This window comes from Streptomyces sp. AN091965 (genome assembly GCF_022698285.1).
GTDB lineage: Bacteria > Actinomycetota > Actinomycetes > Streptomycetales > Streptomycetaceae > Streptomyces.
On sequence record NZ_JALDMY010000001.1, the window covers coordinates 531733 to 558377 of the forward strand.

Sequence of the window (26645 nt, forward strand, 5' to 3'; positions counted from 1 at the left end):
GCGGCGAGCTGCCGCAGACGGAGGATTCCGATCAAGGTACCTAGTAGGTACCATCAGGGTTATGCCGTCTTTGAACATCAGCTACAGCGACGAGGAGATGGAGGAACTGCGGGCCGCCGCGGCCGCCGCGGGTGTCTCCCTCAAGCAGTACGTCCACGACCTGTCGCTGCGCGAGAAGCAGCGACTGCAGTTCGTGCGGTACGCCGTGTCCTGGGGCGAGCAGCACCGCGCCGAGTTCGACGAGGCCTTCCCCGACGAGGCGCCCCCGTCGGCCCGTGCTCAGGGCACCGAAGCCGCCTGATGGTCCTCCACGTCGACATCGCCTGGCTGCTCGACGTCCAGGAGCAGTCCGTGCCCGAGGACGTCACCGTCGCGGACTACTCCGCCTTGGTCGCCGCGGTGGCCCGCCACAAGACCCGCATCCCCCGCCCCGGCATCACACCCCCCGACGCCGCCTGGCGCGCCGCCGCCCTGCTGCACACCCTGGTCCGGCTCGAACCCCTGCCGCACCGCAACTCTCTGTACGCCTGCCAGGTCGCCATCGCCTACATGCACGCCTGCGGCGAAGGCATCGACCCGCCCTACGGCGCGCTGGTCGAGCTGGTCCGTGACATCCAGGGCCGCAAGACCACCGTCTACCAGGCGGCTGACCGCATCCGCGGCTGGCGGCTCTGACCAGCGAGCAGCCGAGGGCTCACACGGTGCCGATCCCCAGCGTGTTCGTCCCCGGCAGCATCCCCGAGCCGATGACCGCCACCCAGTAGTCCCCCAGCAGCTCGCTGAGCCGGTCCACGTCGGCCGCGCCCAGCGCCTGCCAGGGCGCTGCCGCCAGTTCGTCCGTGTGACGTTCGACCTGGGCGCGCAGCGCGCGGCCCGCTGCGGTCGCCGTGCCGTCCGGCTCCACCAGGCCGCGGCCGACCAGTCGTTCGCGCGCCGCGGCCCACTCCTTCTCGCTCCAGCCCCGGCTCCTGAAGGTCTCCTCGGGGGCCGCCCCGATGGCCGCGAACGACACCAGTGACTCCACCGGGTCGAGCCCGGCGATCAGCAGTGCCGCGAGATGGCCGTCCCCGCGGTGCTCGCGCAGGATCGTCGCGGCCTGCCAGAGCACCAGGTGGGGAGCCTCGGGCCAGGGCTGCGCCGCGTTGGCGGCAGCCAAAGGGCGTCCCGCGTGCTCCGCGGCCTCGGCGGCGCGGCGGGCCAGGGCGGCGGCCTCGGCCAGCTCACGGTCGTCGACACGGCCGCCGAGGAGCGCGCGGTACGTACGGTCGACGGCGCGACGGCGAGCGGCCAGGACGGCCGCGAGGTCCGCGGCGCCCCGGACGGAAGGCACGTGCTCCCTGACCATGTCGGGGCTGAAGCTGTAGAACGCCGACGTCACCTGCTCGTGCCCGACCGCTCCGAGCGGCGCGGCCCGCCAGGCGAAGTACCGCGGCCAGCGGCCGGGTTCGATGCCGAGCGCGTCCGCCTCCGCGGAGGCTTCCGGAGCGAAGTACACCACCGCGTGCAGCGGCTCAAGGAGATGCCACAGCTGGCGTACGCGACCGAGCTCGATCTGGCCCTTCTCGCCCTTCTGGCCCTTCTGGCCCTCGCCCTGACCCTTGCCCTGGTCCTTCTGGTCCACCATGGCGCTCTCCCCGTCACAGGTCATCCACCCGCCTGAACTTGACAGTGACTAGATTGCTCGCGCCGCTCGAACTTGTCAACGCCTAGATGCGGCGCGACCATGGTGGACATGCCCACCACCCACAGCGGCTCGTACCACCACGGCGATCTGTACCGCGCGGTCCTGACCGCTGCCCTCGACGTCATCGCCGCCGAAGGGCCCGGCGCCCTGAGCCTGCGCGATCTCGCCCGTCGCGCGGGCGTCTCGCACGCGGCCCCCGCCCACCACTTCAAGGACCGCACGGGCCTGCTCACCGCGATCGCCGCGGAAGGGTACGAGTTGTTGGCGGACGCCCTGGCCGAGGGCTCCGACCTCCGCGAACGCGGGGCGTGCTACGTCCGGTTCGGGATCGACCATCCCGCGCACTTCCAGGTCATGTTCCGCCCGGACCTGCTGCGTGGTGACGACGCCACCCTGCTCGCCGCCCGCACCCGCGCCGGAGCCGAACTGCGGGCCGGGATCGCTGAAGTCCCGGCGAGCGGGCGCGGCGAGGACGCCCGGCTCGCGGGCATCGCCGCGTGGTCACTCGCCCATGGATTCACCACGCTCCTGCTGAGCGAGAACCTGCGAGACCCGGTGGGAGAACGCGACCCGGAGGACGTGTTCCGAACCCTGGCCGAACTGCTGTTCTCCGGCGGCCGGGGGTGAGGGCCTTCCGTAGAAGCGGACTTGGCCCTCCGCAGTGTGACTCGGAGGCGTCGCAGAAGGTCGGTGCGCAGACAGCCGAACCGGTGCGGAATGATGGTCCGCTCCATCACGCAGCCAGACCAGGGCGTAAGGCCAGGGACCGGTGTGTCAGCCCGGGAGGAGATTCACATGGGTTCGACGCGGTGGCGGCAGGTTGATGCCCTGTGGGCGAGGGCCCGTTCGATCGAAGTATCCCCACGGCAGACGTACGGGACCGGGCGATCGGTGATGGTGGGCCTTCCCGACACCGTCGCCGAATTGGCCGGCCTCCTGGAAGTGGATCTCACTGCCGCCCCCTTCACCTGTGCGTGCTGGGGAGACGTGACCTTCGCCGTCCGAGGCGAATTCGGCACCAACCTCGGCACACTGACCCTGCATTTGGACACCGGCTTGCACTGGCACCGGTGGCGAGGCCAGTTCCCGCTGCTGCGCCCACAAGAGCTGACGCGATGGCTGCTCAGACATGAAGTGATGCGCTGACCTTCTGGCCCTGCGATCCGGACCCGCGCCGACGGAGTCCGAGCTGCGTCGCCCCACGCGCGTCAGGCGGGCGGAATCTCTCATAGACCCGAAGGCAGCCCCACTGGGCGGGTGCTGCCTAGGGCCTGTCCGATGGGTCGGCGTGGAGCAAGGAGCGGCGTCTGGTGGGTGCGATCGCAAGGCGCCGGGATGTCCTCGGGTGGGGTCTCCCCTGCTCGAACGCAGCTGAGAGCTCGGGGAAGGAGCTACTAGGGCATTTCGGCAACGCGGCGAGCGTGCGTGCCAGGCGTCGCGACGCCGCGCCGACCCATCGGACAGGCCCTAGTCCCCGACCTTGTGGGCGCAGGCGAGCAACGTGGCGTCGTCCTCGGCCGGGCTGGGGCAGGGCGGGTAGTCGTAGGTGCTCGATGGAGTCTCCGACGGCACGCCGCGGCCCGGATCCACCGCGTGGTCCTCACCACCGTTCAAGTAGAGCGTGAGGAGCCCACCGACGACCACGAGAAGCACCCACACAGCCGCGACCACCGGCCACCGACGTCGCCGCACTCGTCACCTCCTCGCGCGCGGACACGCATCCCAGGCAGTCTGCCAAGAGAACGGCGCGCCGACGACACCCTTGGACCAGTCACCCCGGACCCAGCCACCGTTCCGCCGGACGCGGGACCGCAGTCCTGCGGCAGGCACTGGACCACCATGGCGATGGGCTTCTTGTGCTGTAGGTGCCGGGCCCACCCTCTCGTTGCGGAGGGGGCCCGCGACCATCAGATGCTCGCGCTCCTAGGGCCGCTGCTCAGCTCCGGGTGAGGAGGTCATCGGGCAGGCCGAGATGGTGGTGGAGAGCCTGGCGGCCGAGCGGGGTGACGGCGACCGCGCGGGTCGTGCCGACGCGCGTGATCCAGCCGGTGTCCAGAGCGTGGCGGCACAGCGCGGCGCCGACCGCGCCGGCCAGGTGGGGGCGGCGCTCGGTCCAGTCCAGGCACGACCTCACCGACGGCCGACGCGCGCCCGTCGGGACCGCGATGCCGAGGTCTGTGAGCCAGGCCGCTCCGGCGCTGGTGAGGCTGAGCCCGTGTTCCAGGTCCAGTAGCCCTCGATCGATCATCGAGTCGGTGATGGCCACGCCGACGGTCCCGGCGAGGTGGTCGTAGCAGGTCCGGGCATGACCGAGGGCGTCTCGGCGGCCTGCCGCCGACAAGGTGCGGGGAGGCGTGGCGCGTTCGGGAGCCAGCGCCGCGAGACTTTCGATCAGCTCGGCGACGTGAGGACCGGCCAGGCGCACATAGCGATGGCGGCCCTGGCGTTCCTCGGCGAGCAGGTTTCCGCGTACGAGCAGATGCAGGTGCTCGGTCGCGGTGGAGGGCGCCACTCCCCCGTGGCGGGCCAGTTCCGTCGCCGTCCACGCCCGGCCGTCGAGCAGGGCCAGACAGAAGCCCGCCCGCGTGCCATCGGCCAGTAGCCTCGCCACGGAGGCCAGGTCGGGACCGCTCCCCGGTGCCCGTTTCGCGTTCATACACTCCATTGTCACCCATGACGCTTCGGCCGCTACCGAAACATCAGGCTCTTAGGCTCCCTGCCATGAACACAGCACAGCCCCAAGAAGCAGCCGTCACCCACGTGGAGATCGCGCCGAGCATCCTGTACTTCGGGACGCCGGTGGTGCTCCTGACCACGGAGAACGAGGACGGCTCGGTCAACCTGGCTCCCATGTCTTCCGCATGGGCCCTCGGCCAGACGGTCGTCCTCGGTCTGGGGCGCGACGGTCAGACCGCGCACAACCTCGGCAGCCGCCCCGACCTGGTGATCAGCCTGCCCGCCCCCGCCCAGTGGCCGGCGGTGGAGCGCCTTGCTCCGCTGACCGGCCGCGATCCGGTGCCTTCGACCAAGCCTGAGGGCTGCCGCTTCGAACCGGAGAAGTTCGCCGTGGCCGGACTGACCGGCGAACCGTCCCGCCTGGTCCGGCCCCCTCGCGTCGCCGAGTGCCCGATCCAGCTGGAGGCCCGTGCCGAGCGGGTGCGGCCGGACGTCTCGGGAGGGTTCGTCATCGTGGAGGCCGTCGTGCGCAAGGTCCATGCCGATCCCCGCATCGTCGTACCCGGCACCGACCACATCGACCCCACGGCCTGGAGTCCGCTGATCTACAACTTCCGCCACTACTTCGGTCTCGGCCCGGAACTCGGCCATTCCTACCGCACCCAGACACCTCGCGGAGGTCCATCACAGCGCCCTGCGTGATCAGGACTGGAGTTGCTCCAGAGTCTTCTTGGCGTTGGCCAGTTTGGGCCCGTAGGTGACGGGGTCCTGGGTGTTGAGCTGGGTGTAGAGGTCGACGGCTTCCCTCACCAGGTCGATGGCACGCTGCTTCTGGCCCGTGCCGAGCAGGAAGGAAGAGGCGGGCGACATGATCCAGTCGGCCAGTTGCGGGCGGTAGGAGGGGTTCTTCGTGCTGAGGTTCCGCAGGTTGTCGATGGCGGAAACGGTCATCTCCGTTGCCTTGGCCTGGAGTTCGGGCTTGCCCCAGAGGTGGAGGGCGATGTCGATCGACGCCCAGGAAATGCGGTAGGCGAGCTCCTCATCACCCGGGTTCTCCGCGATGAGCACGCGGTAGAGGCTGAGGGACTCGTCGCCCACCGCCACCGCTTCGTCCCAACGCCCGGATTGGGCGAGGAACGCCGCGGCCGGAGAAGCCGCCCACTGGGCGAACTGCCGACGGTAGGCGGAAGTCCTTCCGCAGAGGATCCGTAGGTTGTCGACGGCGGAGACGGTCATCTCCGTTGCCCTGCCCCGGAGTTCGGGCTTGCTCCACAGATGGAGAGCGACGTCGATGGACGACCACGAGATGCGGTACATCAGCTCGTCGTCATCCGGCTTCTCCGCGGCGAGCGTGCGGTACAGGGTGATGGCTTGCGTTCCGAGCAGGTGTGCTTCGTCCGTGCGGCCGACGTGTACGAGGAAGGGCGTGGTCGGCGAGGTGGCCCAGGCGGCGAGCTGGGGCCGGTAGGTGGGGTTCTTGGCCGCCAGCATGCCGGCCGTCAGGGTTCCCTGAAGGGCGAGGTCGGCGGCTTTGGCCTGGAGGTCGGGCCGTTGCCACCAGAGCCCGGCGATCCCGATCACGGCCTCGGCGGCGCGGTGGGCGAGTGCGTCGTCCTGCGGATGATCCGCGGCGAGCTGCCGGAAGAGCGCGATGGCCTCCAGGCCGGTGGTCACCGACTCCTCCCAGCGGCCCGCCCCCGCGAGGTAGTGCGTCAGGAGGACCAACGCCTGGGCGTTTTTGGGCAAGTTCCGGGCATCCAGCTCGGTCAGGCGGCGCAGGAGTCGGCACGCCGCTTGCTGCGGCCCCACGGCTTCCGTGGCGCGCCGCGTGTCGGCCAGTTGCCTGGCGCACCCCTCCAGCGCGGCGGCCAGGCGTTCCGTTCCGGTCTGTTCCTCGGCTGTCAGCACGTGATCCGCGGTGGCCCAGTGGTACGCCGTCAGACGGCCGCCCAGCAGGGGGCGGGTGAACAGCTTGCCGCTGGCGGGGTCGAAGACGGCCAGCTCCGCCTTGCCGTCGCCGTCGTAGTCGGCGGGTACGGGAAAGTCGCCTCCTTGGCCCCAGGTATCGGTGAGGGATGCGCCGTCCGAGGACCGCCGGACGCGCCAGAGTCCCTGGGCCGGTTCCCACACGGTCTCGTCCAGGACGCCGTCACCGTCGAAGTCCGCCCATACGGTCAGTGGCGCGGACGCCGGACCGGTGGACTTCCGGCGGAAGTGCCAGTACCAGAGAGTGACGTGGACGGCGCTCAGGCCGCTGAGGTCGAGCTGGGCTCCCTGGGCGGTGGACTGTTCGATGGTGATGCGCCAGGTGGTGGCGGGGCTGCGGCCGTAGAAGTCCTGATCGGTCATCGGCCTGCCGGGGTCGTTCTTGTCGAAGGTCGCCTGGACCGTGCTGGTCCGGGGGCCCGCCGTCACCGTGCGCGAGGAGCCGTCGCGGTACCGGTTGGTGGCCGGGCCCGGGTGCTCGACCAGCACGGTGACGCGGGGGTTGGCGCACGTGGCGCCGAGCAGACCCACATGCAAGTAGGCGGTCTTCATCTCGAAGCGATCGGCGAAGGCGTCGAGGGGGACGGTGAAGGTGGCGGTGCCGTGGGTCTTGAGCGCGTTCAGCACCTCGGGAGCGGCCAGGCGAAGGTAGTGGACGTCCTGGTTCAGGCCGTACGAGTCGTACTCCTTGCGCCGGTCCATGAGCGCGAACAACTGCCTCTTGGAGTTCTGGTACTTCTCCAGCAGGCCGTTCACACGGCTGTCGTCGCCGCGGGCCAGCGGGTGGTAGGCGTTCTCGATGTCGTCCGGGTGCAGGAAGCCGAAGTCGAAGGTGAACACGGGCGTGTGGCTGCTGAAGGTCCACAGGTCCACGGTCCGGTTGGCGTAGTAGCAGTACTCGGTCAGCAGGTCCATGTAGTGCTGGTTGCGTGTGATCATCCGGCGGCAGATGTCGATGAGCTGCGTGATGTCGCGCTGCCAGCCCGCCTCCAGGTTCGTCAGCCGCGCGATGTCGTTCACGTTGACGGCGATCTTGGCATCGGCCACGGCGAGGTTCAGCTGCTGGTGGGTGATCTCCAGCATTTGCAGCGCCCGCTCCCTGACCAGCTCCAACTGCCGGGCCAGCAGGTTCTTCTCCTCGTTCTCCAGCTTTCCGTCGACCTTGGCCTGGAAGAGCTCGACCAGCGTCCCGGACGCCTTGATGAACTTGGCGGCCTGGTCACCGAGGTCGGTGAGCTTGGAGGTCTTGATGTCGACCCCGGGGCGCGGCTTGGGCCCTTCGTCGGTCCAGTCGAACCAGTTGACCAGATAGCTGCCGTCCCGGTACTTCCCGGTGGCGGTGTCGAAGCCCTCCATGGACGCGGCGCTCTTGGCGATCATGTCGCCCGCGACGAGCATGGCCGCGATGGTGGCACCGCCGGTGTAGAGGGCGGAGGCAGCGGCGGCGATCACGATGGCGGCGCCGATCACCGGTCCCAGGTCGTTGCCCGGTGGGAACTCCAGGCGCTCACTGAGCATCTTCGTGCGCACCGCGTCGAGTTGGGCCTGGACCTCGCGCAACTGCTTGTCGAGGATGTCCGCCCGGCCCTTGGCGGCGTCGACTCCCGCCTTGGCCGCCCTCCGCTCCGTGTCCAGGACCGCCTTCATGTCGTTGAGATGGCCCAGATCGGACTCGACCAGCTGGATCTTCTGCGCTTCTCCCTTGGCGAAGAGCAGCAGGTCCGTCGCCGCGGAGTACACGCCCACCACCAGATCGCCGTAGGCGGTGACGAACTGCTCCTGCGCCGGGAAGTCCGGCACGACATCCATGTCGTACGGCACCCCGAGGGGGGTCAGGTTGGTGGCGAGGTACTGGGACAGCTCCACCGCACGGGCATGCCCCGGCCGCAGCACGAGCGCCTGGGTGAACTCGTGCCCGGCCGTGATCCTGTTGTCCTTCCTGTCCGTCAGGCCCGGCGCGTAGCAGCGGAACAGGTACTCACCGACGCGCGTCCGGTACTCCGCCCAGGCATCGGTGTACGCCGCTCCCAGTTCCCCGCGCGCCATGGTCCACCACGCGTCGGCGGTGTGCGTGAGGAACGCGGGAGCCACGCTCTGGCCTGCCGCCGGACCGGGCTGACCCGCCGTACCGTCCCGACCGGGCTCTCCGGGGCCGTTGTATCCCCCGCCTCCCGCTCCTCCGCCGCCCCCCGGCCCCGCGGGTCCGGCGTCGCCGCCGGTGCCGTCGCTCAGCACGCCCGACCGCTCGACCGTCTCCACGCGTATCCGGGCACCCGGGCCGCCGACTGCCCCGTTTCCGCCGTTCCCGCCACGACCGCCGTATCCGGGGTCCCGGCCGTCCTCACCCGGCCTGGGCGGCTTGGTGCCGTCCTTGCCCTGGCCTCCTTGGCCGCCGGAGCCGCCGGAGCCGCCCCTGCCGCCGCGCGCGATCAGCCTCACGTCGCTCGCTCGCGCCGCGAGGAGGGTGATCGGGGTGGCCGCGCCCCCTGGCGCGCCGTTGCCGCCCGGGCCTCCGGCCTTGCCGTCACGGCCGCCCGAACCACCGCCGGTGCCCCCGGCACTGCCGATGTCACCACCGGCACCGACCGGGCCAGTGGTGTCGATGCCTCCGCCGTTGCCCCGGTAGGTCTCGGCGACCAGCAGCACGGGGTACCCGGTCAGGGGCAGGACGTATCCGGGGTCGTGCGTGATCTCACGGGCGATCAGCACCAGCCGGGTGCCCGGGGCCGGTCTGTCCGCGCGGATCTCCTGTAACAGGCCGCTGTTGACCTTGATGGTGTCCCGCAGACAGACCCAATCGGCCCCGGATACTTCGACGTTACGCGTCCGCGGGACCAGGTCCGCAGACGTCCCGGGGTGGGCTGAACTCATCACGTGCTCCTCCGATCGATGTGTCGGCCTGACGGCGGTGCGGCGCTCGAACGCTGGAACGCGGAACGGGTGGGTGCTACGGGACCGGGCCCGGCCGCCCTGCTCGGCGGCCACGCCTCCTGCCGCCCGAGCAGAGCCGGACCCCCGTCCGACCCTGCTCGCCCGCTCTCCGCGCCGCGGCCCCTACAGCCCTGTCCACTCCCCCGTGTCCGCTCCCCCGTACGGACACATCCGGCGCCGCCGCCCCTGCCGTCACGGCTTTCCCAGGATGCCTACGCCGGGCCGATGGCACACGTTCCGGTCCACTGAGCGGAACAGGGGCCTGGCCGGGCAGGACGCGTTGGGCAGGACGCCCGGCTGGCCCTGGCGCAACTGCTCGACATTGCGCACCGTCACATGTCCGGCCCTCCCAGCGGCGCTGTCACAGCGACTGCAGACGTCGCCAGCAGATGCGTGCGTACGTACGCGTCCGAGGGCGATGAAGTCGCAGAGTCGATGGTCACCTCAGCCTCATGCGCCAGGGAGAAAGCGAGCTCTGCATGCGCGGCCCCCTCTCCTGACACCACCCGAGAGGATGAACGAGCGACACGCACGAGTGATTTCACACCCCGCACCGTCGCCAGGAAGGCGTGTTGGCTTGACTCTGAGGTCATGGACAAGTCGCCCATGACCCATGCAAGCGCACGCCGATTCCCCGTGTACGCGCGGTGGGCAGCGCGATTGGCGACCCTCACGGCCGCCCTGACACTCGCCGCCGTCACCCTGGACGCGGCTCACGCCGGTGCGGAGCCCGCGGCATCGAACTGCATCGTCAATGGCCAGCCCCGATCAGGCCCCGAGATCGATGGCACAGCCGGTGACGACGACATCCGGTGCGACAGGCTCGCCTCCGGAGACGTGGTCTTCGGCTACGACGGGAACGACACCATCCGGGTCACCTTCAACCACGCCGGAGTCATCAACGGCGGCAACGGCCGGGACACCATCCGACTGGAAGAGGAGAACACGGGCCTCATCCAAGCCGGCGACGGCATCGACGACGTCATCGCCTCCTACAACGGCCAACTCGGCCGGATCCACGGCAATGCGGGCGACGACGAGATCCAGGTCCTGCTGAACGACGGCGAAGTCGACGGCGGCCCCGGCAACGACGTGTGCCGCGTCGACGAAGGCATCGTCCTCAACTGCAACCCATAACCAACTGGCCGCGTCAGCGACCCGGCCACGGTGAGTTCGTACGTCGTCGAGCATCCGAGGCACAGAAGTCGTCTCGCCAGGGGCTCAGCGGGCTCCGTCGTCGCGCACGGCCCCCACTCCGACCATGATCTCGGTCGAGCGCGGGCCACCGCCCATCAGAACCCATCCTTGAACTCGCAGGACGCGCCGCGTGGATTGTCGGCTCGGTGGAACCGAGGTGAGAGGACAAGCACGGGTCAGGGCAGGTGGTTTGATCGGCCCGCGAGTCTTGATCGTTACCGAACCTGTTGATTAGCTGGCCGGCATGACTGAGCTCGGACCCGTCGCCTGGCCACCTGCTCCGATCAGGACCGAGAGGCTTGTGCTTCGTGCGCCCGAGGCCCGGGACCGCGAGGCGTTCATCGAGTTGCTCGCGTCCCCAGAGGTGCACACCTATCTCGGCGGTCCCCGGCCGCGTGACGAGCTTGAGCGCAAGGTGCCCCGGGTGCCCGAGTCGTCGCCCGGGAGTTTCGTCGTCGATCTCGACGGCGAACTGATCGGTCAGATCCTGCTCCGAAGAGCACCGGAACATCATCGTCCAGCTGCTGCGGGAAAGGCTGATCTCGGCTACCTTTTCCTGCCGCGGGCGTGGGGATTCGGATACGCCGCCGAGGCGTGTGCGGCGGCCCTCGACTGGTTCGACGGCGTCCTTCCCGGCGAGCCGGTGGTGCTCGCCACCCAGACCGCCAACGTCGGTTCGATGCGCCTCGCGGCAAGGCTGGGGTTCGCCGAGGTAGAGCGGTTCCATGCCTGGGACGCCGAGCAGTGGCTCGGCCTGCGGCTCCCGGTCACGCCACGACGCGATGAGTGCTCAGGCCGGGCCTCGTAGTGCCCGCGTAGGCCAGGCCGGCCCAGACGATGGTGATTTCGGGGTGCATGAGCCGGAGCTGGAAGAGGGCTTCACGGGCTGCGACGCTGTCGTACGTGTCGGCCGGGGCGACCACCACGAACAGCGGCAGCCCTTTGAGGTCCACGATCATGTGCCTCTTCCGGCCCGGCGCCTCCTTCCAGCGTCGTATCCCGATGTGCCGCGCGGAACGATGACGGCGCCCTTGACGGACTGCGAATCGCTCACCGCCGCCACCGGGTTCAGGGACATGCCCATCGCACGACGGATCCGGCGCCGCAGCTGGCCACGGATCAGGTTGAAGACCCCGGCCGCGTTCCGGTCCCGCAGGCGACGCCAGCACGTCATCCCCGAACCGAAGCCCAGCTCCTGGGGAAGCCACTCCGCCGTCGTCACAACTCGTCTGGAATCCTTGGAATCAGAGGTTCCCAGGCGGGTTCTCACACAGGTGGGGCGCCCCGTAGTCCACGGAGCGCCCCACCTGTGTCTTCCCCCTCAGAGGGTCGTACTGTCCCCCGGCCAGGTCTGCGGCAGCGGATCAACCGCCCCGTCCAGCACGTGCCGCAGGGCTTCGGCGTGTGCGGTGTCGGCGGTGGATGCCGCCTGGCGCACCAGCTCCGCGCGTTCCCAGAGCTTCAGGGTCTGTACGGCCGCGTCCCGGATCGGGGGGCGGCGGTCGTCGAGTGCCTTGACGAGGCCGGCCTCGGCCGGGTGGCCGTCCAGTGCCGAAGCGGGTGCCGCGTGGTGCAGTCGTCGTACGGACTGGATCGCGTGCAGGCGCACGTCCGTTGACGGGTCGTCCAGGACCTCGGCCAGCGGGTCGAGGGCGGCCGGGTCGGCCGTGTCGCCCAGGGCCATGGCCGCGGAGACGCGGACCGTGGCGCTGTCCGCCCCGAGGCGCAGGGTGTACCGCTCGACGGGCGCCGGGGTGAGGCGCCTGAGCCGCGTGTAGCCCCACGCCGAGCGCGGGAAGGTGTCGGGGTGGGCCAGGGGGCCCCAGCTCATGACCTTCCGGACCAGACGGTTCTTCGGGGGTCGTGGTTCGAGGAGGTCGCGGAAGGGCTCCACGTCCCGGTCCGGGTCCAGCTCCGCCGCGACCCGGATCGCGAGGCCGTGGAGGTCGGGCTCGTACAGGTCGTCGAGGTGGTCGAGCGCGGACAGGCGCGTGACGAAGCGCATGACGGCGGCGTCCGCGCGGGGGCCACCGGCCCTGTGGAGGTCCAGCAGCGCTCCGGAGAAGTCCTTCTTCCGGTCGCTGAGCAGCGTGGCCTCGGCCTCTTCAAGGCTGCTGGTCATGTCAGCCTGCCTGCCTTTCCGTACGTGCCGTGAGGTGGGGGGAGTTCTACTTCTTGATGGCGAAGAACACGCAGCCCGCGGCGGCGAACGCGGCCTTCTGCTGGGCAGTCATGGCCCCGGGGTTCTTGGCTCCGTGCCAGGCGCCCTTGGCGCACCTGATGCCGTACTTCTTGCCGTACTTCCAGACGGTTTTACCCGTCTTCTTGGCCCAGCCCTTGGTCTTGTCCCACCACTTGGGGTCGGCCACGACCGGGTAGGCGGTGGACGCGTCGGTCTGGATCGTCTGGACGAGTTCGTTGCCGTCGAGGCGGTAGCTGGTGGGGATCGCCTTGCCGTTGGCGTCCTTGGCCCAGGGCGCTTCGAACGCCCCGATGATGTCGCCCTCGCCCTCGGCCGTGCTGTCGGTCGTGCCGTCGGCGATGACCAGGCTGTCGTCCTCGGTGAGGATGGGGACGGCGTCCTTGGGCAGCTCGAGGGGGAAGCGGTACTCGGTGGGAGCGGACGCGTCCCGCAGCGTGACCAGGGCGCTCGCGCTGCCCTCCGGCGTGACTTGCGCGGCGATGTCCGTGGCGCCGCCCGTCAGCTGCGGGTAGACCACGGTGCCCTCGGTGGACGTGTGGGCCTTCGCCGCGTCCGAGCCGGGCAGGCCGATCTTGATCTGCGCACCGGTGGGGTCGGTGACCGTCAGCTTCCCGGCGCCGGTGGCCGGCAGGTCCACCCGCGTGCCCGAAGCCTCCGCCGTCAGGCTGCCGTTGGCCGCGGGCCGGGGCGTCGCGATCCGCGCGGCCCCCGTGGCCTTGTGCACGGCGGCGGCCGTACGCGCGGCCGCCACGGCCCGGGCGGCGGCTTCGCGGGCCCGGGCGGCGGCGTCCTTGGCGGGGTCGCCGGCGGCGTGCGCGGGAGCCATGGTCGCGAAGATCGCACCGGCGGTGAGAGCGGCGACGGTCGAGATCGCCGAGGTGCGGACAGAACGGCGCGCAGATATGTGCACAGGAATTCCCTCGTTATGAGCCATGAGAGATCACAAGTCCCGTTCTCCGGTGAAGAGTTGCCCCATGCACCGAAGACCGGCGAATCAAGATGATCTTGGCGTGACCCTTTCATATGCCCGCTTTGACCTGCAAGGTTGCCTCAGGCACAGGTGGCCCACGCCCCTCTCACGTCCGGGGCGGCGACCCGTCCGGGGCGGCGACCGGCCAGGGACGCCTCCGGCATCCCCGCCGTATTTCCGAAGCCATGACGCGCCCGCTCCCCCGTCGATACGCTGCGTGTCACCGTCCGTCGCGCGGGCGGTGCTTCGCGCGCAGCGAGCACAAGCGCACAGCACGGGCAAGGGCACAGCACCGGCAAGGGCACAGCACGGGGGAAGCGGGAAGAGTCATGGCCCACGTCAGAGTCGAGACCGTCGCCCTTGACGCGGGCGGCAACCGGCAGATCGCGAGCAGGACGCGGACGACGTCACCTCTCGACGACCGCGCCGCCGAGGTCGAGGAGGCCATCGTGCAGGCCTCGGCCATCGCGCAGCAGTCGCTGTCGCAGGTGCCGGAGCGCGACGGCTGGCGGGTCTCCAGCATGCAGGTCACCTTCGGCCTCACGCTCGCCGCCGAGGCCGGGGTCATCCTCTCCAAGGCCTCCGCCGAAGCGTCCTTCGAGGTCACCCTGACCGTGGAGCGGGCCTCGGACGTGCCGTGACCCGCGCGACGTACTGGGTGGATCTGCACCGGGCCGAGCAGCGGCTCGGCGGCGGCTTCCTGCTGACCAACTGGCTCGTCCTGACGGCACTGCACTGCCTGCGCGGCCTCGTACGGCTCGACGATCCGGTCGATGTCGTCCTCGCCGACGGCCGACGGCTCGAAGCCCGCGTCAGCCGCCTGGACGCGGAGGCGGACCTGGCACTCGTCAGCATCGCGCCGCCGCAGCGCGCGACCCCCCAGATCCCGAAGTCGGGGCCCGCCCGGATCGGCGGCCGCTGGCGGGGCCCGTACCGCCCCGCCGCCGACGAAGTGGAACTCAGCGGGCGCATCGACACCCGGGCGGCGGCCCATCTGTGCGCGGGCGGCGGCACCATCGAGGCACTCCAGCTGTCGGCGGACCAGCTCCTCGGCGACTACTCGGGGTACTCCGGCGGCCCGGTCGAGGACACGACGCACTGCGACGACCACGCCCCCGAGCCCACCGGGGGCAAGCAGGATCCGGTGGTGGTCGGCATCCTCCTGGAGCAGGTACCGGAGCGGACCGCGGCCGACCGGGCGGCCAACGTCCTGTTCGCCGCCACCATCGCGGAGGCGATGCGGCGCTTCGACTACCTGGACGTCGCCCACCTCATCGACGTGCTCCGCCCGCCCGGCGACGCGGGGCCCTCCGTCGCGGAGTCCTCCGGCGCGAGCGCCCCTCCCCCGACGGCCTTCACGCCCGCCCCGATGCCGGGGGCCCTGTCCGCCAAGGCCGACGAGCTCCTGGAGACCATTCAAGAGTGGTCCAGGATGGGCCTGATGGACTCGGCCCAGATCGCCGAGCTCACCTTCATGGTGGCGAAGCGGAAGATCCAGGCCGAGCTCGGCGAAGGCGGCGCCCCGTGACGGGAGAAGGGCGGGCCCCTCGACGGTCGCGCCCCTCCGAAAGCCTGCTGCGCCACGTGCTGGACCAGGCGCGAGACGCCGTGCGCGGCGACCACGAAGCCCAGCTCCGGCTCGTCGACGGCCTGTCCCGGCTGCGTCACTCCGCCTCCGCTCTCGCCCCGGCCACCGCCGCGCGGCACCTCACGGAGCTGACCGCGCTCCTGGACGCGCTCGGCCGGCACGGCACCGCCGCGGCACTCCTCGACGACCTGGCAGCCGGAATCCTCCAGGGCACGGTGGAGGTCAGCCGGGACGCCGTGGCCCGCAACCAGCTGGCCGCCCTCCTCGCCGACCGCGGGCAGCTCACGGCGGCGGCCCGCGTCCTGGACGACGTAACTCCGTCAGACATAACACCGCCGGACGTCACTCCGCCAGACGCCGCTCCGTCGGACACCACTCCGCCAGACGTCACTCCGTCGGACGCCACTCCGTCACACGTACCCCCCTCGGACGTACCCCTCTCGGACCCCGGCCCCGAATCCGTCTCGATCTCGGCGCACACCCTCGCCAACGCCGCCGGTATCGCCTTGCGGCGCGGTGACCTCGTCGCGGCACAGCGCCGAGCCGCCCAGGCACTCGCCGCGCTCGGCGCAGGGGACGGTCCCGCGCCCCACCACGACGTACGGCTGCTCGCACTGGCCGTGAGCACGGCGGCGGCGCGCGCCACGGGTGAACACCACAGGGCCGACTCCCTGTTGCCCGAACTGGAGGACGCGGTACGGGACGTGGTGGCCGCGCGCGGCGGCGACCACCCCGCTTCGCTGTCCGCGCTCGTCACCCTCGCCTCCGCCGAGTCCGCGTCCGCGCGCGCGGCGGGCGACACAGAGCGCCTGGAGCGGGCCGCCGACGTACTCGCCATCGCGGCCCAGAAGGCGTCGGCGCTGATGGGCCCCGAGCACCCGCAAGCGGTCTCCGCGACGCTCGCCCTGGCCGCGGCGGAGTTCGAGGCCGCGACCGGCTCCGGGTCCCCGCGGCGCGTCCACGACGCCAAGGAGCTGATGGCGGCGGCGGGCGAACGGGCGGGGGCGCTGCTGCGGGACACCGGTGAGGAGCTGCGGAGCACGGAGGGCGCCAGGCCCTCACCTCCAAGGGCCGACGGAAGCGCCGGGGCCAAGAGCGGTGCCGGAGTCACCGCCGAGGGGCGGGACACCCAGGGAGCCGCCCCGCCCGGCCCGCCCCCCGCGGGCGAGCCCACCGAGGCCGAACTCGCCCTGACCCGGGACCAAGTGCGCAATGCCCTCGCCCCCCTCCCGTCCCGCGCCCCCCGAGCCCCCGTCCTGTGGGGTCGCCTCGGTGAGCTGGCGCTTCAGGACTTCGTCCGCGGCGGGGAGCCCCACGACCTCATCGCGGCCGCCGAAGCCTTCGAGGTCGCCTTCCACACTCCGGGAGACACGGCCCACTGGCACTGGTGGCGCCTTCTGTACGGGTACGGCAAGCTCCTGCGGCACGAGACCGGCGGCGGCGCCGGACTGCTCGACGAGGCACTGGAGTTGCTCACCACCGGCACGGCATCCCTGCCCGCCGCCGACGACGGCGGTGACGGCTTGCGCGGGCTCGGTGCCCGGCTCCTCGCCCGATGCTCCCGACGGCGCTACGAGCACTGCCGCGACCATCCCGACGCGCGGCCGGAGCTTCGGCTGCCAAACCTGCTCGACGAGGCCCTGCGCCACCACGAAGCGGCGTTGGTCCACGTGTCGCCTCGCACAGCGGAGTCAGCCCACCTCATCGAAACGCTCGGCCGCCTCCACCTGGAGCGCCACCGCCTGCTCGGCGAGACGAGGATCCCCGCGACCACCGGCCCGTCCACGCCCGCGTACGGCGACAGCGCGACGGGGATCACCTGGCAAGCGCTCGCCGCCGCCACGTACGCCCACGCCCTGATCTGGCGCGAGACGCACGACGCGGCCCACGCCGCCCTGGCCGATCCGGCGTTCGACCTCCTCGTGGCCGTGCCCGACGCCCTGGACCGGCTGTCACCGCACGTCCTCGACACCCTCGGACGGCTCGCTCACCACCGGGGGGCGGCCCGCTCCGACCCGGCGACACTCGCGCACGCGATCACCCTCGTCGACCTGGCCGTACAGGCGTGGCCCGACGAGCGGCAGGAGGAGCGTGACGCCTCGCTCGGCCTCCTGGCCCAACTGCACCTCGACCGGCTCCGGGCGAGGCACGACACCCACCCCGACGACGCGGGCAAGGGCGCACGCCTCAATGAACTGATGCAACTGGTACGCGAGTTGGGGTCCGAGCCGGACCTCTCCGCACCGCGCCTGGCCGCAACGGTTCCCGCGAGCTTCTCCGCCCCGCCCTCGCGGAGCGCGGGCCACGAGGAATCCGACCAGGCCCGTCTGCGCGTCGCGCGGGACGCCGTGCTCCAGGCCCAGTCGTGTCTGCGCCGAGGTGACCTGGCCGGCGCCGACCGCCACCTCGCCACCGCGACCGGCATCCACGCCGCGTTGGCCTACGACCACCCCGCACGCCTGGAGACGTGGACGCTCCTGACCCGCACCGGTCTCCTCCGCGACTCCCTGGCCCGTCGTCGCGGCGACGAGCCCACCACGCATCTCATCGCGCCACCCGCACCGGCCCAGATCCGTCGGGGCGCAGCCCGGCTCTCCGGCGTCCGGCGCGCCTGGCTGCTCGGCGAGGCCGGAGTCAACCTGCTGGTCGGCGGCGACGAGGGCCGGTTCACCGAAGCACTGGCGCTCGTCCGCGAGGCGTACGCGTCCCTGGACAGCGACAACGACGGTTATCTGCGCTACGCCTACTACCTGGGCAGGGCCGAATGCGCCGCCGCCACGGCGCAGCACGACAGGGCCCGGCGCGATGCCGGGCTGGGCAGCGGGATCGACGTCCTGGAGCGCGCGGCCGCCCGCTCCGAGAGGTACGGCCGGGAGGTCCCGGGCAGCATCACGCTCGCCCTGGCCCGCGCCTACCGCACGCGCGACGCGCGACACCTCGACGACCGGGCGGCGAGCCTGCGCGCCGGGCTCGACGCCGTGCACGCCCTGACGACGGCCGTCTACGGACACGACGTCCTCGACCACGGCGTCGGCGTCGCCGACCACGAAGCCGCCGTGGCCCTGGCCGTGTCCGCGGCCCGGGAGGTCGCCGCCTGGTGCTGCCAGGACGGCGTACTCACCCAGGCGCTGTACCTGCTCGATCTCTGGCGCGCCCTGTCCACGCCCGGCCCGCTCTCGGGCCCGCCGCCGACGGCCGACGAGATCGGCCGGGCCCTTCGCGTGTCCGGCAAGGACGCGCTGGTGTACCTGGCACCGGCGACGCACTCCAGCGCCGGCGCCGCGTTCGTGGTCACCGCGGCCAGCACCGTGCGCGTCATCCCCCTGCCCGGCCTCACCGAGGACGCCCCGCCCCTCGTGGAGCACGCGCGCGGCGTCTCACCCGGAGCCGAGCTGCTCACCTGGGCGGCACGCACCGCCATGACCCCGCTCCTCGCAGCGCTCCCGCCTCCGTGCTCCCGTCTCGTCCTGGTGCCGCTGGGCGCCCTCAGCGCCGTCCCCTGGCACGCGGCACGACAGGGGGCCCCGCACCTCCCCGGCCGTGGTGACGCATACGCCCTGGAGGTCGCGGAGTTCTCCTACGCCGTCTCCGCCCGGGCGCTGTGCGACGCGGCGGCCGCCCCCCGCGCGCCCGGCAGCGGGACACCGTCCGTGCCCGCTCCGGTGACGGCCACGCGTGACCCCAAGGACGCGCTGTCACGGCTGCGCACGGCCCCCCCGGCCGACGGCGGTGTCCTGCTCCTCGCTGGTCCGGCCGGTTTCGGGTGGCCCGAACTCCTGCTTCCCGAGGGCCCGTTGCCCATGGCATCCGTGGCCGAGGCCATGCGCCACAGCGACCGTCCCCCCACCGCCGTACTGGTCACCGACTGCCACAGCGAGGACCTGACCTCCGACGCCGAGGCGTCGCTGCACCTGGCCGACGCCCTGCTCCGGGCGGGGGCACGCGCGGTGGTCGCGCCCCTGTGGCCCCTGCGCGACCGAGCGAGGTCGGTGTTCCTCCACCTCGTGCACCACTTCCTCCTCACCCAGGACACCACCCCTGCCGACGCACTGCGGCGGGCCCAGCTGTGGCTCCTCGACCCCCATCACCGACCCCCCGACAGCTGGGGTCCGGACCTCACGGACGAGGCGGGCCGCCTGAGCGCGGACGACCCCGCGGACTGGGCCGGATACGTCTGCTTCGGCCCCTGACGGCGGGCCGCGAGCCACGAGGGGACACGCAGGCGACTTCGCCGCCCAAGACATTCAGGGCGTGTCAATCCCTCCTCCCAGGGCAGCGGCCCCGAGACTGGTCATCCCTGTTCACGGGAGTCCCCCACGTCCTCTGCTGCGGGTTGTCGTGCCGGCTTTCATCGTTGTGCTGTCGCTGCTGTTCCTCTGGTCCCTCGTCTCGCATCGGCTGGCCCGGTGGAGCATCACCGCGCCGATCGCCTTCGTCGTGGCAGGCATCGTCCTCACCCGTGGCCCGCACCCGGCCGTGCCGTTCGACCTGGAGGCGCACAGCTTCGAGGTGGCCGTCGAGATCGTGCTGGCCGTGATGCTGTTCATGGACGCCACCGAGGCCCGCGAGTACGAACGCCTCGGCAGGTCCGTCGGCGAAGGCCGGCTGCTCGGCATCGCGCTGCCCGCCTCCGTCGCCCTGGCCACCCTCCTCGGCGCCCTCGTCCTCCCCGGCACCAGCTGGTGGCTCCTGGCGGTGGCCGCACTCGTCGTCATGCCCGTCGACCTCGCGCCGATCGCCGGATTCCTGCGCGACGCGCGGGTCCCGCTGCGGGTGCGGGCGGCGCTGAACATCGAGGGCGGCTTCAACGACGGACTCATCTCCCCCCTCTTCCTGTTCTGCGTGGCGAACCTGGCCACCGCGCACGGCAGTACGTTCGCGGAGCTGCTCTGGAGCGTCGTCAAGGGCGCGCTCCTCGCCGTCGTCGTCGGCAGCCTGCTGGGAGCGGGGGCCGCCTGGCTCGTCCGGCGGGCGCGGGACGAGGGCTGGGCCCGTCCCGCCGCGCTGCGCACGGCGAGCCTCGCCCTGCCGTTCCTCGCCTACGCCGTCGCCACCACCGCGGGCGGCAACGGCTTCGTCGCGGCCTTCGTCACCGGCCTGTGGTACGCCACCACCGCCCACGCGGTCGCCGCGGACAACCTCGGCCTCGTGCACGAGGTCTCGGAGCTCATGGCCCTGGCCGTGTGGTTCACCCTGGGCAAGATGGCCACCGACGCGTTCGCCGGCGGCGTCTCCGCACGCGTCGTCCTGTACGGGCTGCTCGCCCTGACCGTGGCCCGCCTGGTGCCCGTGATGGCCTCGCTGGCGGTCACCGACCTGCCCCGCACCGAACGCTGGGCGATCGCCTGGCTCGGCTCACGCGGCGTCACGTCCATCGTCTTCGCCCTGCTGGCCTACATCCAACTGCCACCGGACGACAGCGCCTTCATCATCAACGTGATGTGCACGACGGTCCTGCTGAGCGTCGCGCTGCACGGCATCACTCAAGAACCCGTCGCCCGCAGGTTCGCGCGCGCCCCGCAGCCGACCCCGTGACGCCCCTGGGGCGGCCCACCGGGAGGGGCGGGGATCAGGCGTTCTTCCACGCGGTACGGGCGCGGGCGGCGAAGTCCTTCGCGTCCTCGCGCCGGGCCGCCGTGCCGTAGCGGGCCGCCAGCTCGTCGACCGGCTCCTCGGTCGCCTCCTTGACGTCCAGGACGAGCAGGCTCGTGCCGTCCTCCACGTCCGCGCTGAGCAGGATCATCGCGGCGTACTCCTCCCCCTCGCGCTGCGCCTCCAGCGTGCTGCCGAGCGCGGCGCCCGCCGTGGCCCCGAGCAGGGCGCCCAGCGGACCGGCGGCAAGGCCGAGCAGCCCGCCCACCGCACCGGCGCCGACCGTCGCCTCACCCGCCTCCGTGTTCTCGCCGAGCGGAACGTCCAGCGTGCCGTCCGTCGCCCGTTCGAGGACCGCGACCTGGCGCAGCCCCGGCAGCCGCAGGGCATCGGCGTAGGCGACCCGGCACTGCTCGGGATCGCGGAAGGCGAGAGTGACAACCCGATGGACAGCCATGCGCGAGCGGCCCTCCTGCTCATGATGCCGAGTGATGCCATCGACGCTAGGTCACACTTCCCGCCACCGCCACAGCGCTCCTCCCGCGACCGCTCAGGCGCTCGGGCCGATGCGCGCGAGGTCGTTGATCCCCCGAGGACCCCGGTGAGGCTCGGACGCTCCGGCAGCGGCAACGGCGATCATCGCGCGTCCCAGCTGCTCGGTGGTAGTGACCTGGTGCGGCAGCAGCCGCCTCAGGAGGGGGTAGAGCGGAGCGGCCACCACGTAGAGGGCATGCCGCGCAGTTCGGCGATTCCGCACGGATTGCCGTGCGGGAGAACCACAGGAGCCTTCGGTGACGGACAATCCCGGGATGACCCCACCCAGAATCCGTGTGGCCGCGTACGTGATCCGGCATCGCATCACCCCCGAACTGCTGGTCTTCGACCATGTCGACATGGCCGAGGCCGGTACCCAGGTTCCGGCGGGAGGAGTCACAGCAGGCGAAAGTCCGGAGGAAGCGGTCCTTCGAGAGGTCGCCGAAGAGACCGGTCTGCTGGCCGTCACCGTCGTCCGGCAGATCGCGGTGGAGGACAAGCCCCACCCCGACACGGGGCAGCCACGACGAACGAGCTTCTTCTACCTCCGGGTCCCCGCCGACACCCGCGACGCGTGGCACCACCGCGTCCACAGCGAGGGAGAGGACGCCGGTCTTGTCTTCGCCTGCCGATTCCTCCCGCTCCCGCTGAAGGAGCCTCTGGCTGACGACCAAGACGCATGGGTGGGCCACATCGAGCCCCAGTGGACCACGATGAACAAGGACCGTCGAACTGGCTGATTTCATCACGTTCCGCACAGCAGATCCGAGGGCTCGCTGAGCCACAACTCCCCGTCGAACAACGGGCAGCTGCTCCATCCAGGCGCCGAAGAAATACCCGCACGCGCAAGGGTCCAGACGCAAGAGAGCTTCAAGGAATCGGTGTCGCAGACCGCGATCCCTTGGCTCCGCCTCACTCCGTACTGCCTCTGCCCACCGCTCCTCGCTGCGGTGCACCGAGGAGCGGCTCACAGCTTCCAGGGACGCCTCGCTGTCAGACCTGCGGGAGGCCACTCGTGCACAATCCCCGCCGTCTGACACGAGTTGACGTAACGGGTCCTGCCTACGGCGCTCGGCCCCTCGGCAACGCCGAGGCATCGGACAGGGCCGGGGCGACCGGTCGGACGAAGTCGAGGGCGGCGGGGGCCTGTTGCAGGATGCGGCCGGTGTCGCGCATGTCGGCGCCCAGGTACGAGGTGCGGCCCTGAGGGGGAACTGGCGCGGGGACGGTCCGCGGGTCAGCCATGGGGTGCCTCCTCCGGGGGCAGGTGCGGGGCGAGGGTGGTCGGCCAGGTGGCGGCGGCCGCGGTGCCGTCCAGGGCCTGGCGCCAGCGGGCGACGGTGTTCTCGTCGTCGGTGATGGTGGTGGCGAAGGGCCGGTGTTCCACGACGTGGTCGGGGATGTCTGCGTCCACGCGCAGATGCCGTACGGGCGGCGCTCCGAGGAGCGGGTACGGCGCGCTGTCCAGGGGCAGGACCTGGAGGGCGGTGCGTGGTTCGGCCAGACCCGCTTCGAGTGCCTGGTGCTGGGCGCGGCGCACGCCCGGTCCCCCGATGACGGGGTGCAGGGCGGCGGCGGACAGGACGGTCCACAGGCGGGCGCCGCGCTGCCGCTGGCGCTGCTGCCGCTCGTGGACGAGTTCCACGGCCAGGTCGGTGTGCGCGGGCGGCGCATCGGGGTGCAGCGCGCGGTGCAGGGCCGCGGTGTAGGCCGGGATCTGCAGCAGGCCCGGCACGTGCCCCGGTGCCCACAGGCGGATGGCGGAGGCGGCGCTCTCCAGCGCGATCCAGTGCTGGTACGCCGAGCTCATGACCGGGCGGTAGCGGTGGTGCCACCAGCCGGGTTCGGCGGCCTGACGGGCCTGCTCAAGGAGGGTGCGCAGGGCGTCGCCCCGGACACCGTACGCCTGGAGCAGCTGCTCGATCTGGACGGTGTTGATGCTGGTGGCCGCGTTCTCGATGCGGCGGATCGTCATGTGGGTGGTGCCCACGAGCAGGGCGGCCTGCGCGGGGCTGAGCCGTGCCTGCTCGACGCGCACGCGCTGCAGACAGCGGGCGAGCACGCGGTGGGCGATCGTCGGGCTCGCGCGCGGCGCCTGAGCCACGGGCACCTCCTCGTCCCTGGTCAGTGGCTGGTTTTCCGCCGCGGTTCGGCGGGGGCTGGCGCCTCCAGATTGCCATGCGTGTGCATCACACGCATGGTGGATACTGTGTCTGCCCCCGTTCGGCCCCTCTTTGCGTGCCGCACAGGACCTGCACGGCACGGACAGCAGCGCCAACCCTGAGGTTGATCATGCTCTTCCCCCGCACCGCCGCCTCACCTCGCCCGTCGATACGCCCCGGGCCGGGAGCCCTCGTTCCGGGAGGTCCGCGCGGATGAGCTCCGATCCCCCCGACGCGGTGCTGCCGCTCGGCAACGAACCGAGCGCGGCGCCGTTCGCCCGCCGCTACACCGTCGCCGTCCTGGAACGCTGGCTCAGCGGCCGGAGCGGCCACGCCGAGGTCATCGACGCCGCCGCCCTCATCACGACCGAGCTGGTCAGCAACGCCCTGCGCCACAGCACGCCCCACAATCTGCGCCTCCAGCTGCGGGGCGAGTCCGTGGTCATCACGGTCACGGACACCAGCAGACAGCTGCCGGTGCGGCGCGCGTCGACTCCTCACGACGTCAGCGGGCGCGGCCTGGAACTCGTCGAAGCGTTCGCCACGCACCTGGGCTGGGGCCGCGCCGCGGACCGCAAGGCCGTCTGGGCCCGCCTGGATCTCCCCCCGGCGCAGGGCCGCCCCGTCAGGGCGGGGGCTCAGCGCGACCCCGCCCGGGCCGCCGGGCCGCGGTAACCGGGGCGCGATCACACACGCGAGCGGCGCGTGAACCGCCGTCGCCCCCGTACCGGTCCCAGTGCCATCAGGCCCAGCGGCGGACGGCGAGCTGCCGACCTCGTACGGCAGGGCTTCCTCACGGGTCAACTCGGCCACGGAGACGACGGATGACGAGTGCCGTGCAGGCAACCGACGGCAGCCACGCGGGACGATGTGGGGCCGGGCGGCGGGCAGTTGCTCGGCCAGGCGGTGCGAGGGGACGGGCGGGTGAGGGCGTCCAGTTCGGTGCCATCGTGGCGCATCAGTGCCTGACTGTGCCGCATCAGGCCGACCAACCGCGCCAGGGCAGGGACAGCGTCGGGCGGGCGGTGCCCGTGGTGGAACTGCCCTGTCCGCGCTGGTCGTAGCGCACCACGAGGGCCGTGGGCCCGGCCGGTTGCTCCACGGTCTCGTCCCAGCTGGCGGAGGTCGCCTGCCAGCCGTGGGCCAGGACGAGCACCAGGTCGGGGTCACGCGCTCCGTGGAGGTACAGGGCCAGGCGGGCGCCATCGGGCCTCAGCAGACCGACGGGGGCGCGGGCGCGCGCGAGCCACGGCCCCTGCCCTGGGCGGCGTACCGTCAGACGGGCGGCAGGTGGTGAACGAACAGGGCGACGTCCGCACCGTGCTCCAGGCGGGCGGTGCCGACGAACTTCCGCATGTCGTGCGAGGACACACTGCGGCGCGGCGTGTCCTCGTACTGGACGACGAGCTCGCGGCCGTCGGAGAGGCAGCCGATGACATCCGCGCCCAAGCCACCGCTCTTGCCGCTCACGACGATTTTCGTGCAGCCGTCCCGTGGGCACAGATCAGCGGCCTCCTCGATGTCAGCGACGACAACCAGATCTACTGGGAGATGAGCGGCAACCAGGAAGGAAAGGTGGCCTTGTGCGTACAGGGAGCCCCCGGCAACGGGAGACGTCGCGGCAGTCGCAGGATGTGCGATCTCGAAGGGGGCAGTACGGACAGGGTCGCCAGGACCGGGCGCGCGTATCCGAGGCGTCCGCGACGGGGACCTTCGCGGTGATACGGGCGCCCAACCCGGGGGCCGCTGACCGAGGGGCCGTCCCTGCGGGGCCGCGCCCGCGCGAGGCCGACGGCGGCTCGGCCAAGGCAGCGTGACCGGCCACGGCCCAAAGGTCGGACAGGGATTGTCCACGCGGCTGTAATCCGCAGCGCTCTCACGTGTCATACAGAGTGAGACTGCCGCACCCCTTGAAGGGCGACGCATGGACCGACAGCAGCGATGCGCGGAGTTGCACCGGGCGTACCGCCCTCAGATCCTGCGTTACCTGCGCCGCAGGCTCCCGGCGGAAGATCAGGTCGAGGACGTGTGTGCGGACGTCTTCGTCAAGGCCTCGCGGAATCTGGGTCAACTCCGCGCGAAGGACAAGCCGGTGCCCTGGCTGTACACCATCGCTCGGCACCAGCTCGCCAACCATTTGCGCCGGATCGAGCAGGCTGACCATGCCCAGGAGCTCCTGACGGCCGCGTGGCGTGAGGCGATGGAGAAGTCCGCGGAAGAAGGAGCCCTCGACCGCGTCCACGCGTACCGCGCGTTGGCGACCCTGCCAGCCAACGATCGCGAGGCCTTGCTGCTCACCACCTAGGACGGCCTCACACCCGCTGACGCGGCTCAGGTGGCGGGGTGTTCGAGGGCAGCGTTCGTCGTGCGGCTGCACCAGGCCAGGAGACGCTGTCCCACCAACTGTCCCGGCCCGACGTCCATGCGGCCCGACCAGCCGCTCCTGCTGCGCTGCGGACATGCGGCGGTCGCGCTCCACTCGGTCCGCGGTTCGCCAGTCACCGACGAACGGCCCGCACATCAGCAGCATTCCGGCAATCCGTTCAGAGTGCGCCAGGCAGAACCGGCTCGTCAGGTCGGTGCCGTAGGAATGTCCAATTAGTACGGCCTTGGGCGCCGCCCATGCGTCGAGCAGCTGGGCGAGGTCGTCGACATGCCGGGCGAGGGAATGGCGGCCCCGCCACGGGGATTGGCCGGTGCCACGCTGGTCGTACCGGTACACGGGTGCGAGGTCCGCGATCATGGGCGCGACATCGCCCAGGTAATCCGGCAAACCCGGACCGCCACGGAGCATGACCACGGGCGGCCGCCAAGTCGTGTCCCCCAGCGCCATCCAACGTAATTGCGCCCCGTCGCTCATCGACGCGAAGCCCTGCGTTTCTATCAAGGTCATCGCGGAGAACCCACCGGGGCCGCTGAGGCTCCACCAAAGGTTAAAGAACAAGGCCGGTTTCCAGGGCGGAGACCAGATGCCGCTCCCCCCCCCACGGGCCAGGACGGCGCAAGGCCCCATCTCCCCCCCGCACCGTCGCCGCGATGCAGCTGGTGGCGCGGGCACACGCCGTGCTCGCTGAGGCGGTCACCGCCGACCGGGCCGCCGGGCGCCAACTAGCAGGAGATCG

Annotated in this window: 26 protein-coding genes and 1 pseudogene; 14 read left to right on the forward strand and 13 right to left on the reverse strand. The window is 71.5% G+C overall.

Annotation, left to right across the window (positions count from 1 at the left end):
* The first annotated feature begins 61 nt into the window (after positions 1-61).
* Both MQV74_RS02000 and MQV74_RS02005 read left to right on the forward strand, forming a co-directional pair.
* The gene (locus MQV74_RS02000; protein ID WP_242714258.1) at positions 62-301 is read left to right on the forward strand and encodes a hypothetical protein; all 240 of its coding nucleotides are present in this window, start codon (positions 62-64) and stop codon (positions 299-301) included.
* On the forward strand, positions 301-675 hold the full coding sequence (locus MQV74_RS02005; protein WP_242714259.1) for a toxin Doc: 375 nt from the start codon (positions 301-303) through the stop codon (positions 673-675). Before MQV74_RS02000 ends, MQV74_RS02005 begins: the two co-directional genes overlap by 1 nt.
* A gap of 19 nt (positions 676-694) precedes the next feature.
* Here MQV74_RS02005 and MQV74_RS02010 read toward each other — a convergent pair whose 3' ends face one another.
* Entirely contained in the window at positions 695-1624 is a 930-nt protein-coding gene (locus MQV74_RS02010) for an SCO6745 family protein (protein WP_242714260.1), read from the reverse strand.
* 108 nt (positions 1625-1732) lie between these two features.
* Between MQV74_RS02010 and MQV74_RS02015 the strand changes: the two genes are divergently transcribed.
* Complete coding sequence (locus tag MQV74_RS02015) at positions 1733-2311, forward strand: TetR/AcrR family transcriptional regulator (protein ID WP_242714261.1); 579 nt, start codon at positions 1733-1735, stop codon at positions 2309-2311.
* Between the two features lie 168 nt (positions 2312-2479).
* The gene (locus MQV74_RS02020) at positions 2480-2830 is read left to right on the forward strand and encodes a hypothetical protein (RefSeq protein WP_242714262.1); all 351 of its coding nucleotides are present in this window, start codon (positions 2480-2482) and stop codon (positions 2828-2830) included.
* 321 nt (positions 2831-3151) lie between these two features.
* On the opposite strand, the gene MQV74_RS02025 is transcribed toward MQV74_RS02020, so the two are convergent.
* Together MQV74_RS02025 and MQV74_RS02030 are read right to left on the reverse strand one after the other, a co-directional pair.
* The gene (locus MQV74_RS02025) at positions 3152-3376 is read right to left on the reverse strand and encodes a hypothetical protein (protein ID WP_242714263.1); all 225 of its coding nucleotides are present in this window, start codon (positions 3374-3376) and stop codon (positions 3152-3154) included.
* Positions 3377-3620: 244 nt separating this feature from the next.
* Entirely contained in the window at positions 3621-4340 is a 720-nt protein-coding gene (locus MQV74_RS02030; RefSeq protein ID WP_374120567.1) for an ArsR/SmtB family transcription factor, read from the reverse strand.
* A gap of 65 nt (positions 4341-4405) precedes the next feature.
* Between MQV74_RS02030 and MQV74_RS02035 the strand changes: the two genes are divergently transcribed.
* Positions 4406-5062: a flavin reductase family protein gene (locus tag MQV74_RS02035; protein ID WP_242714265.1), complete on the forward strand. Its 657-nt coding sequence runs from the start codon at positions 4406-4408 to the stop codon at positions 5060-5062.
* Here MQV74_RS02035 and MQV74_RS02040 read toward each other — a convergent pair whose 3' ends face one another.
* Positions 5063-9217, reverse strand: a complete 4155-nt coding sequence (locus MQV74_RS02040; RefSeq protein WP_242714266.1) for an FG-GAP repeat domain-containing protein — start codon at positions 9215-9217, stop codon at positions 5063-5065.
* Between the two features lie 651 nt (positions 9218-9868).
* Between MQV74_RS02040 and MQV74_RS02045 the strand changes: the two genes are divergently transcribed.
* Both MQV74_RS02045 and MQV74_RS02050 read left to right on the forward strand, forming a co-directional pair.
* Positions 9869-10414 (forward strand): hypothetical protein, encoded by a 546-nt coding sequence (locus tag MQV74_RS02045; RefSeq protein WP_242714267.1) that lies wholly within the window; start codon positions 9869-9871, stop codon positions 10412-10414.
* Positions 10415-10718: 304 nt separating this feature from the next.
* Positions 10719-11282, forward strand: coding sequence for a GNAT family N-acetyltransferase (locus tag MQV74_RS02050; RefSeq protein WP_242714268.1), 564 nt, complete (start codon positions 10719-10721; stop codon positions 11280-11282).
* On the opposite strand, the gene MQV74_RS41315 is transcribed toward MQV74_RS02050, so the two are convergent.
* The 3 genes from MQV74_RS41315 to MQV74_RS02075 form a co-directional block, all read right to left on the reverse strand.
* A complete protein-coding gene (locus tag MQV74_RS41315; RefSeq protein WP_374120568.1) occupies positions 11242-11682 on the reverse strand; it encodes a transposase in 441 nt (146 codons plus the stop codon). The genes MQV74_RS02050 and MQV74_RS41315 overlap by 41 nt on opposite strands.
* A 113-nt stretch (positions 11683-11795) precedes the next feature.
* Positions 11796-12596, reverse strand: a complete 801-nt coding sequence (locus MQV74_RS40675) for a HEAT repeat domain-containing protein (protein WP_278194066.1) — start codon at positions 12594-12596, stop codon at positions 11796-11798.
* 46 nt (positions 12597-12642) lie between these two features.
* A complete protein-coding gene (locus MQV74_RS02075; protein ID WP_242714270.1) occupies positions 12643-13587 on the reverse strand; it encodes a hypothetical protein in 945 nt (314 codons plus the stop codon).
* A 389-nt stretch (positions 13588-13976) separates the two neighbouring features.
* Here MQV74_RS02075 and MQV74_RS02080 point away from each other — a divergent pair, with 389 nt between their 5' ends.
* From MQV74_RS02080 to MQV74_RS02095, 4 genes are all read left to right on the forward strand, one after another.
* On the forward strand, positions 13977-14288 hold the full coding sequence (locus MQV74_RS02080) for a CU044_2847 family protein (RefSeq protein ID WP_242714271.1): 312 nt from the start codon (positions 13977-13979) through the stop codon (positions 14286-14288).
* Positions 14285-15175: a S1 family peptidase gene (locus tag MQV74_RS02085; protein ID WP_242714272.1), complete on the forward strand. Its 891-nt coding sequence runs from the start codon at positions 14285-14287 to the stop codon at positions 15173-15175. The genes MQV74_RS02080 and MQV74_RS02085 overlap by 4 nt, the downstream gene beginning before the upstream one ends.
* A 56-nt stretch (positions 15176-15231) precedes the next feature.
* Positions 15232-19425 (forward strand): CHAT domain-containing protein, encoded by a 4194-nt coding sequence (locus tag MQV74_RS02090; protein WP_242714273.1) that lies wholly within the window; start codon positions 15232-15234, stop codon positions 19423-19425.
* 148 nt (positions 19426-19573) lie between these two features.
* Positions 19574-20770 (forward strand): cation:proton antiporter, encoded by a 1197-nt coding sequence (locus MQV74_RS02095; RefSeq protein WP_242714274.1) that lies wholly within the window; start codon positions 19574-19576, stop codon positions 20768-20770.
* Positions 20771-20804: 34 nt separating this feature from the next.
* Here MQV74_RS02095 and MQV74_RS02100 read toward each other — a convergent pair whose 3' ends face one another.
* A complete protein-coding gene (locus MQV74_RS02100; RefSeq protein ID WP_242714275.1) occupies positions 20805-21284 on the reverse strand; it encodes a hypothetical protein in 480 nt (159 codons plus the stop codon).
* A gap of 352 nt (positions 21285-21636) precedes the next feature.
* Between MQV74_RS02100 and MQV74_RS02105 the strand changes: the two genes are divergently transcribed.
* Positions 21637-22101, forward strand: a complete 465-nt coding sequence (locus MQV74_RS02105) for an NUDIX hydrolase (RefSeq protein ID WP_242728482.1) — start codon at positions 21637-21639, stop codon at positions 22099-22101.
* A gap of 322 nt (positions 22102-22423) precedes the next feature.
* Here MQV74_RS02105 and MQV74_RS02110 read toward each other — a convergent pair whose 3' ends face one another.
* Entirely contained in the window at positions 22424-22606 is a 183-nt protein-coding gene (locus tag MQV74_RS02110; protein WP_242714276.1) for an SAM-dependent methyltransferase, read from the reverse strand.
* Entirely contained in the window at positions 22599-23465 is an 867-nt protein-coding gene (locus MQV74_RS02115; RefSeq protein WP_242714277.1) for a helix-turn-helix domain-containing protein, read from the reverse strand. Before MQV74_RS02115 ends, MQV74_RS02110 begins: the two co-directional genes overlap by 8 nt.
* A gap of 271 nt (positions 23466-23736) precedes the next feature.
* Here MQV74_RS02115 and MQV74_RS02120 point away from each other — a divergent pair, with 271 nt between their 5' ends.
* Positions 23737-24198, forward strand: coding sequence for an ATP-binding protein (locus MQV74_RS02120; protein WP_242714278.1), 462 nt, complete (start codon positions 23737-23739; stop codon positions 24196-24198).
* A 304-nt stretch (positions 24199-24502) separates the two neighbouring features.
* Here MQV74_RS02120 and MQV74_RS02125 read toward each other — a convergent pair whose 3' ends face one another.
* Positions 24503-24679: an alpha/beta fold hydrolase gene (locus tag MQV74_RS02125; protein WP_242714279.1), complete on the reverse strand. Its 177-nt coding sequence runs from the start codon at positions 24677-24679 to the stop codon at positions 24503-24505.
* Between the two features lie 119 nt (positions 24680-24798).
* Positions 24799-24993 (reverse strand): hypothetical protein, encoded by a 195-nt coding sequence (locus MQV74_RS02130; RefSeq protein ID WP_308402223.1) that lies wholly within the window; start codon positions 24991-24993, stop codon positions 24799-24801.
* A gap of 454 nt (positions 24994-25447) precedes the next feature.
* On the opposite strand from MQV74_RS02130, the gene MQV74_RS41320 reads away from it, so the two are divergent.
* Positions 25448-25828, forward strand: coding sequence for an RNA polymerase sigma factor (locus MQV74_RS41320; protein WP_374120569.1), 381 nt, complete (start codon positions 25448-25450; stop codon positions 25826-25828).
* 201 nt (positions 25829-26029) lie between these two features.
* Here MQV74_RS41320 and MQV74_RS41325 read toward each other — a convergent pair.
* Positions 26030-26536: pseudogene (locus MQV74_RS41325) on the reverse strand (alpha/beta fold hydrolase); the annotation flags it as partial.
* Positions 26537-26645 lie beyond the last annotated feature (109 nt).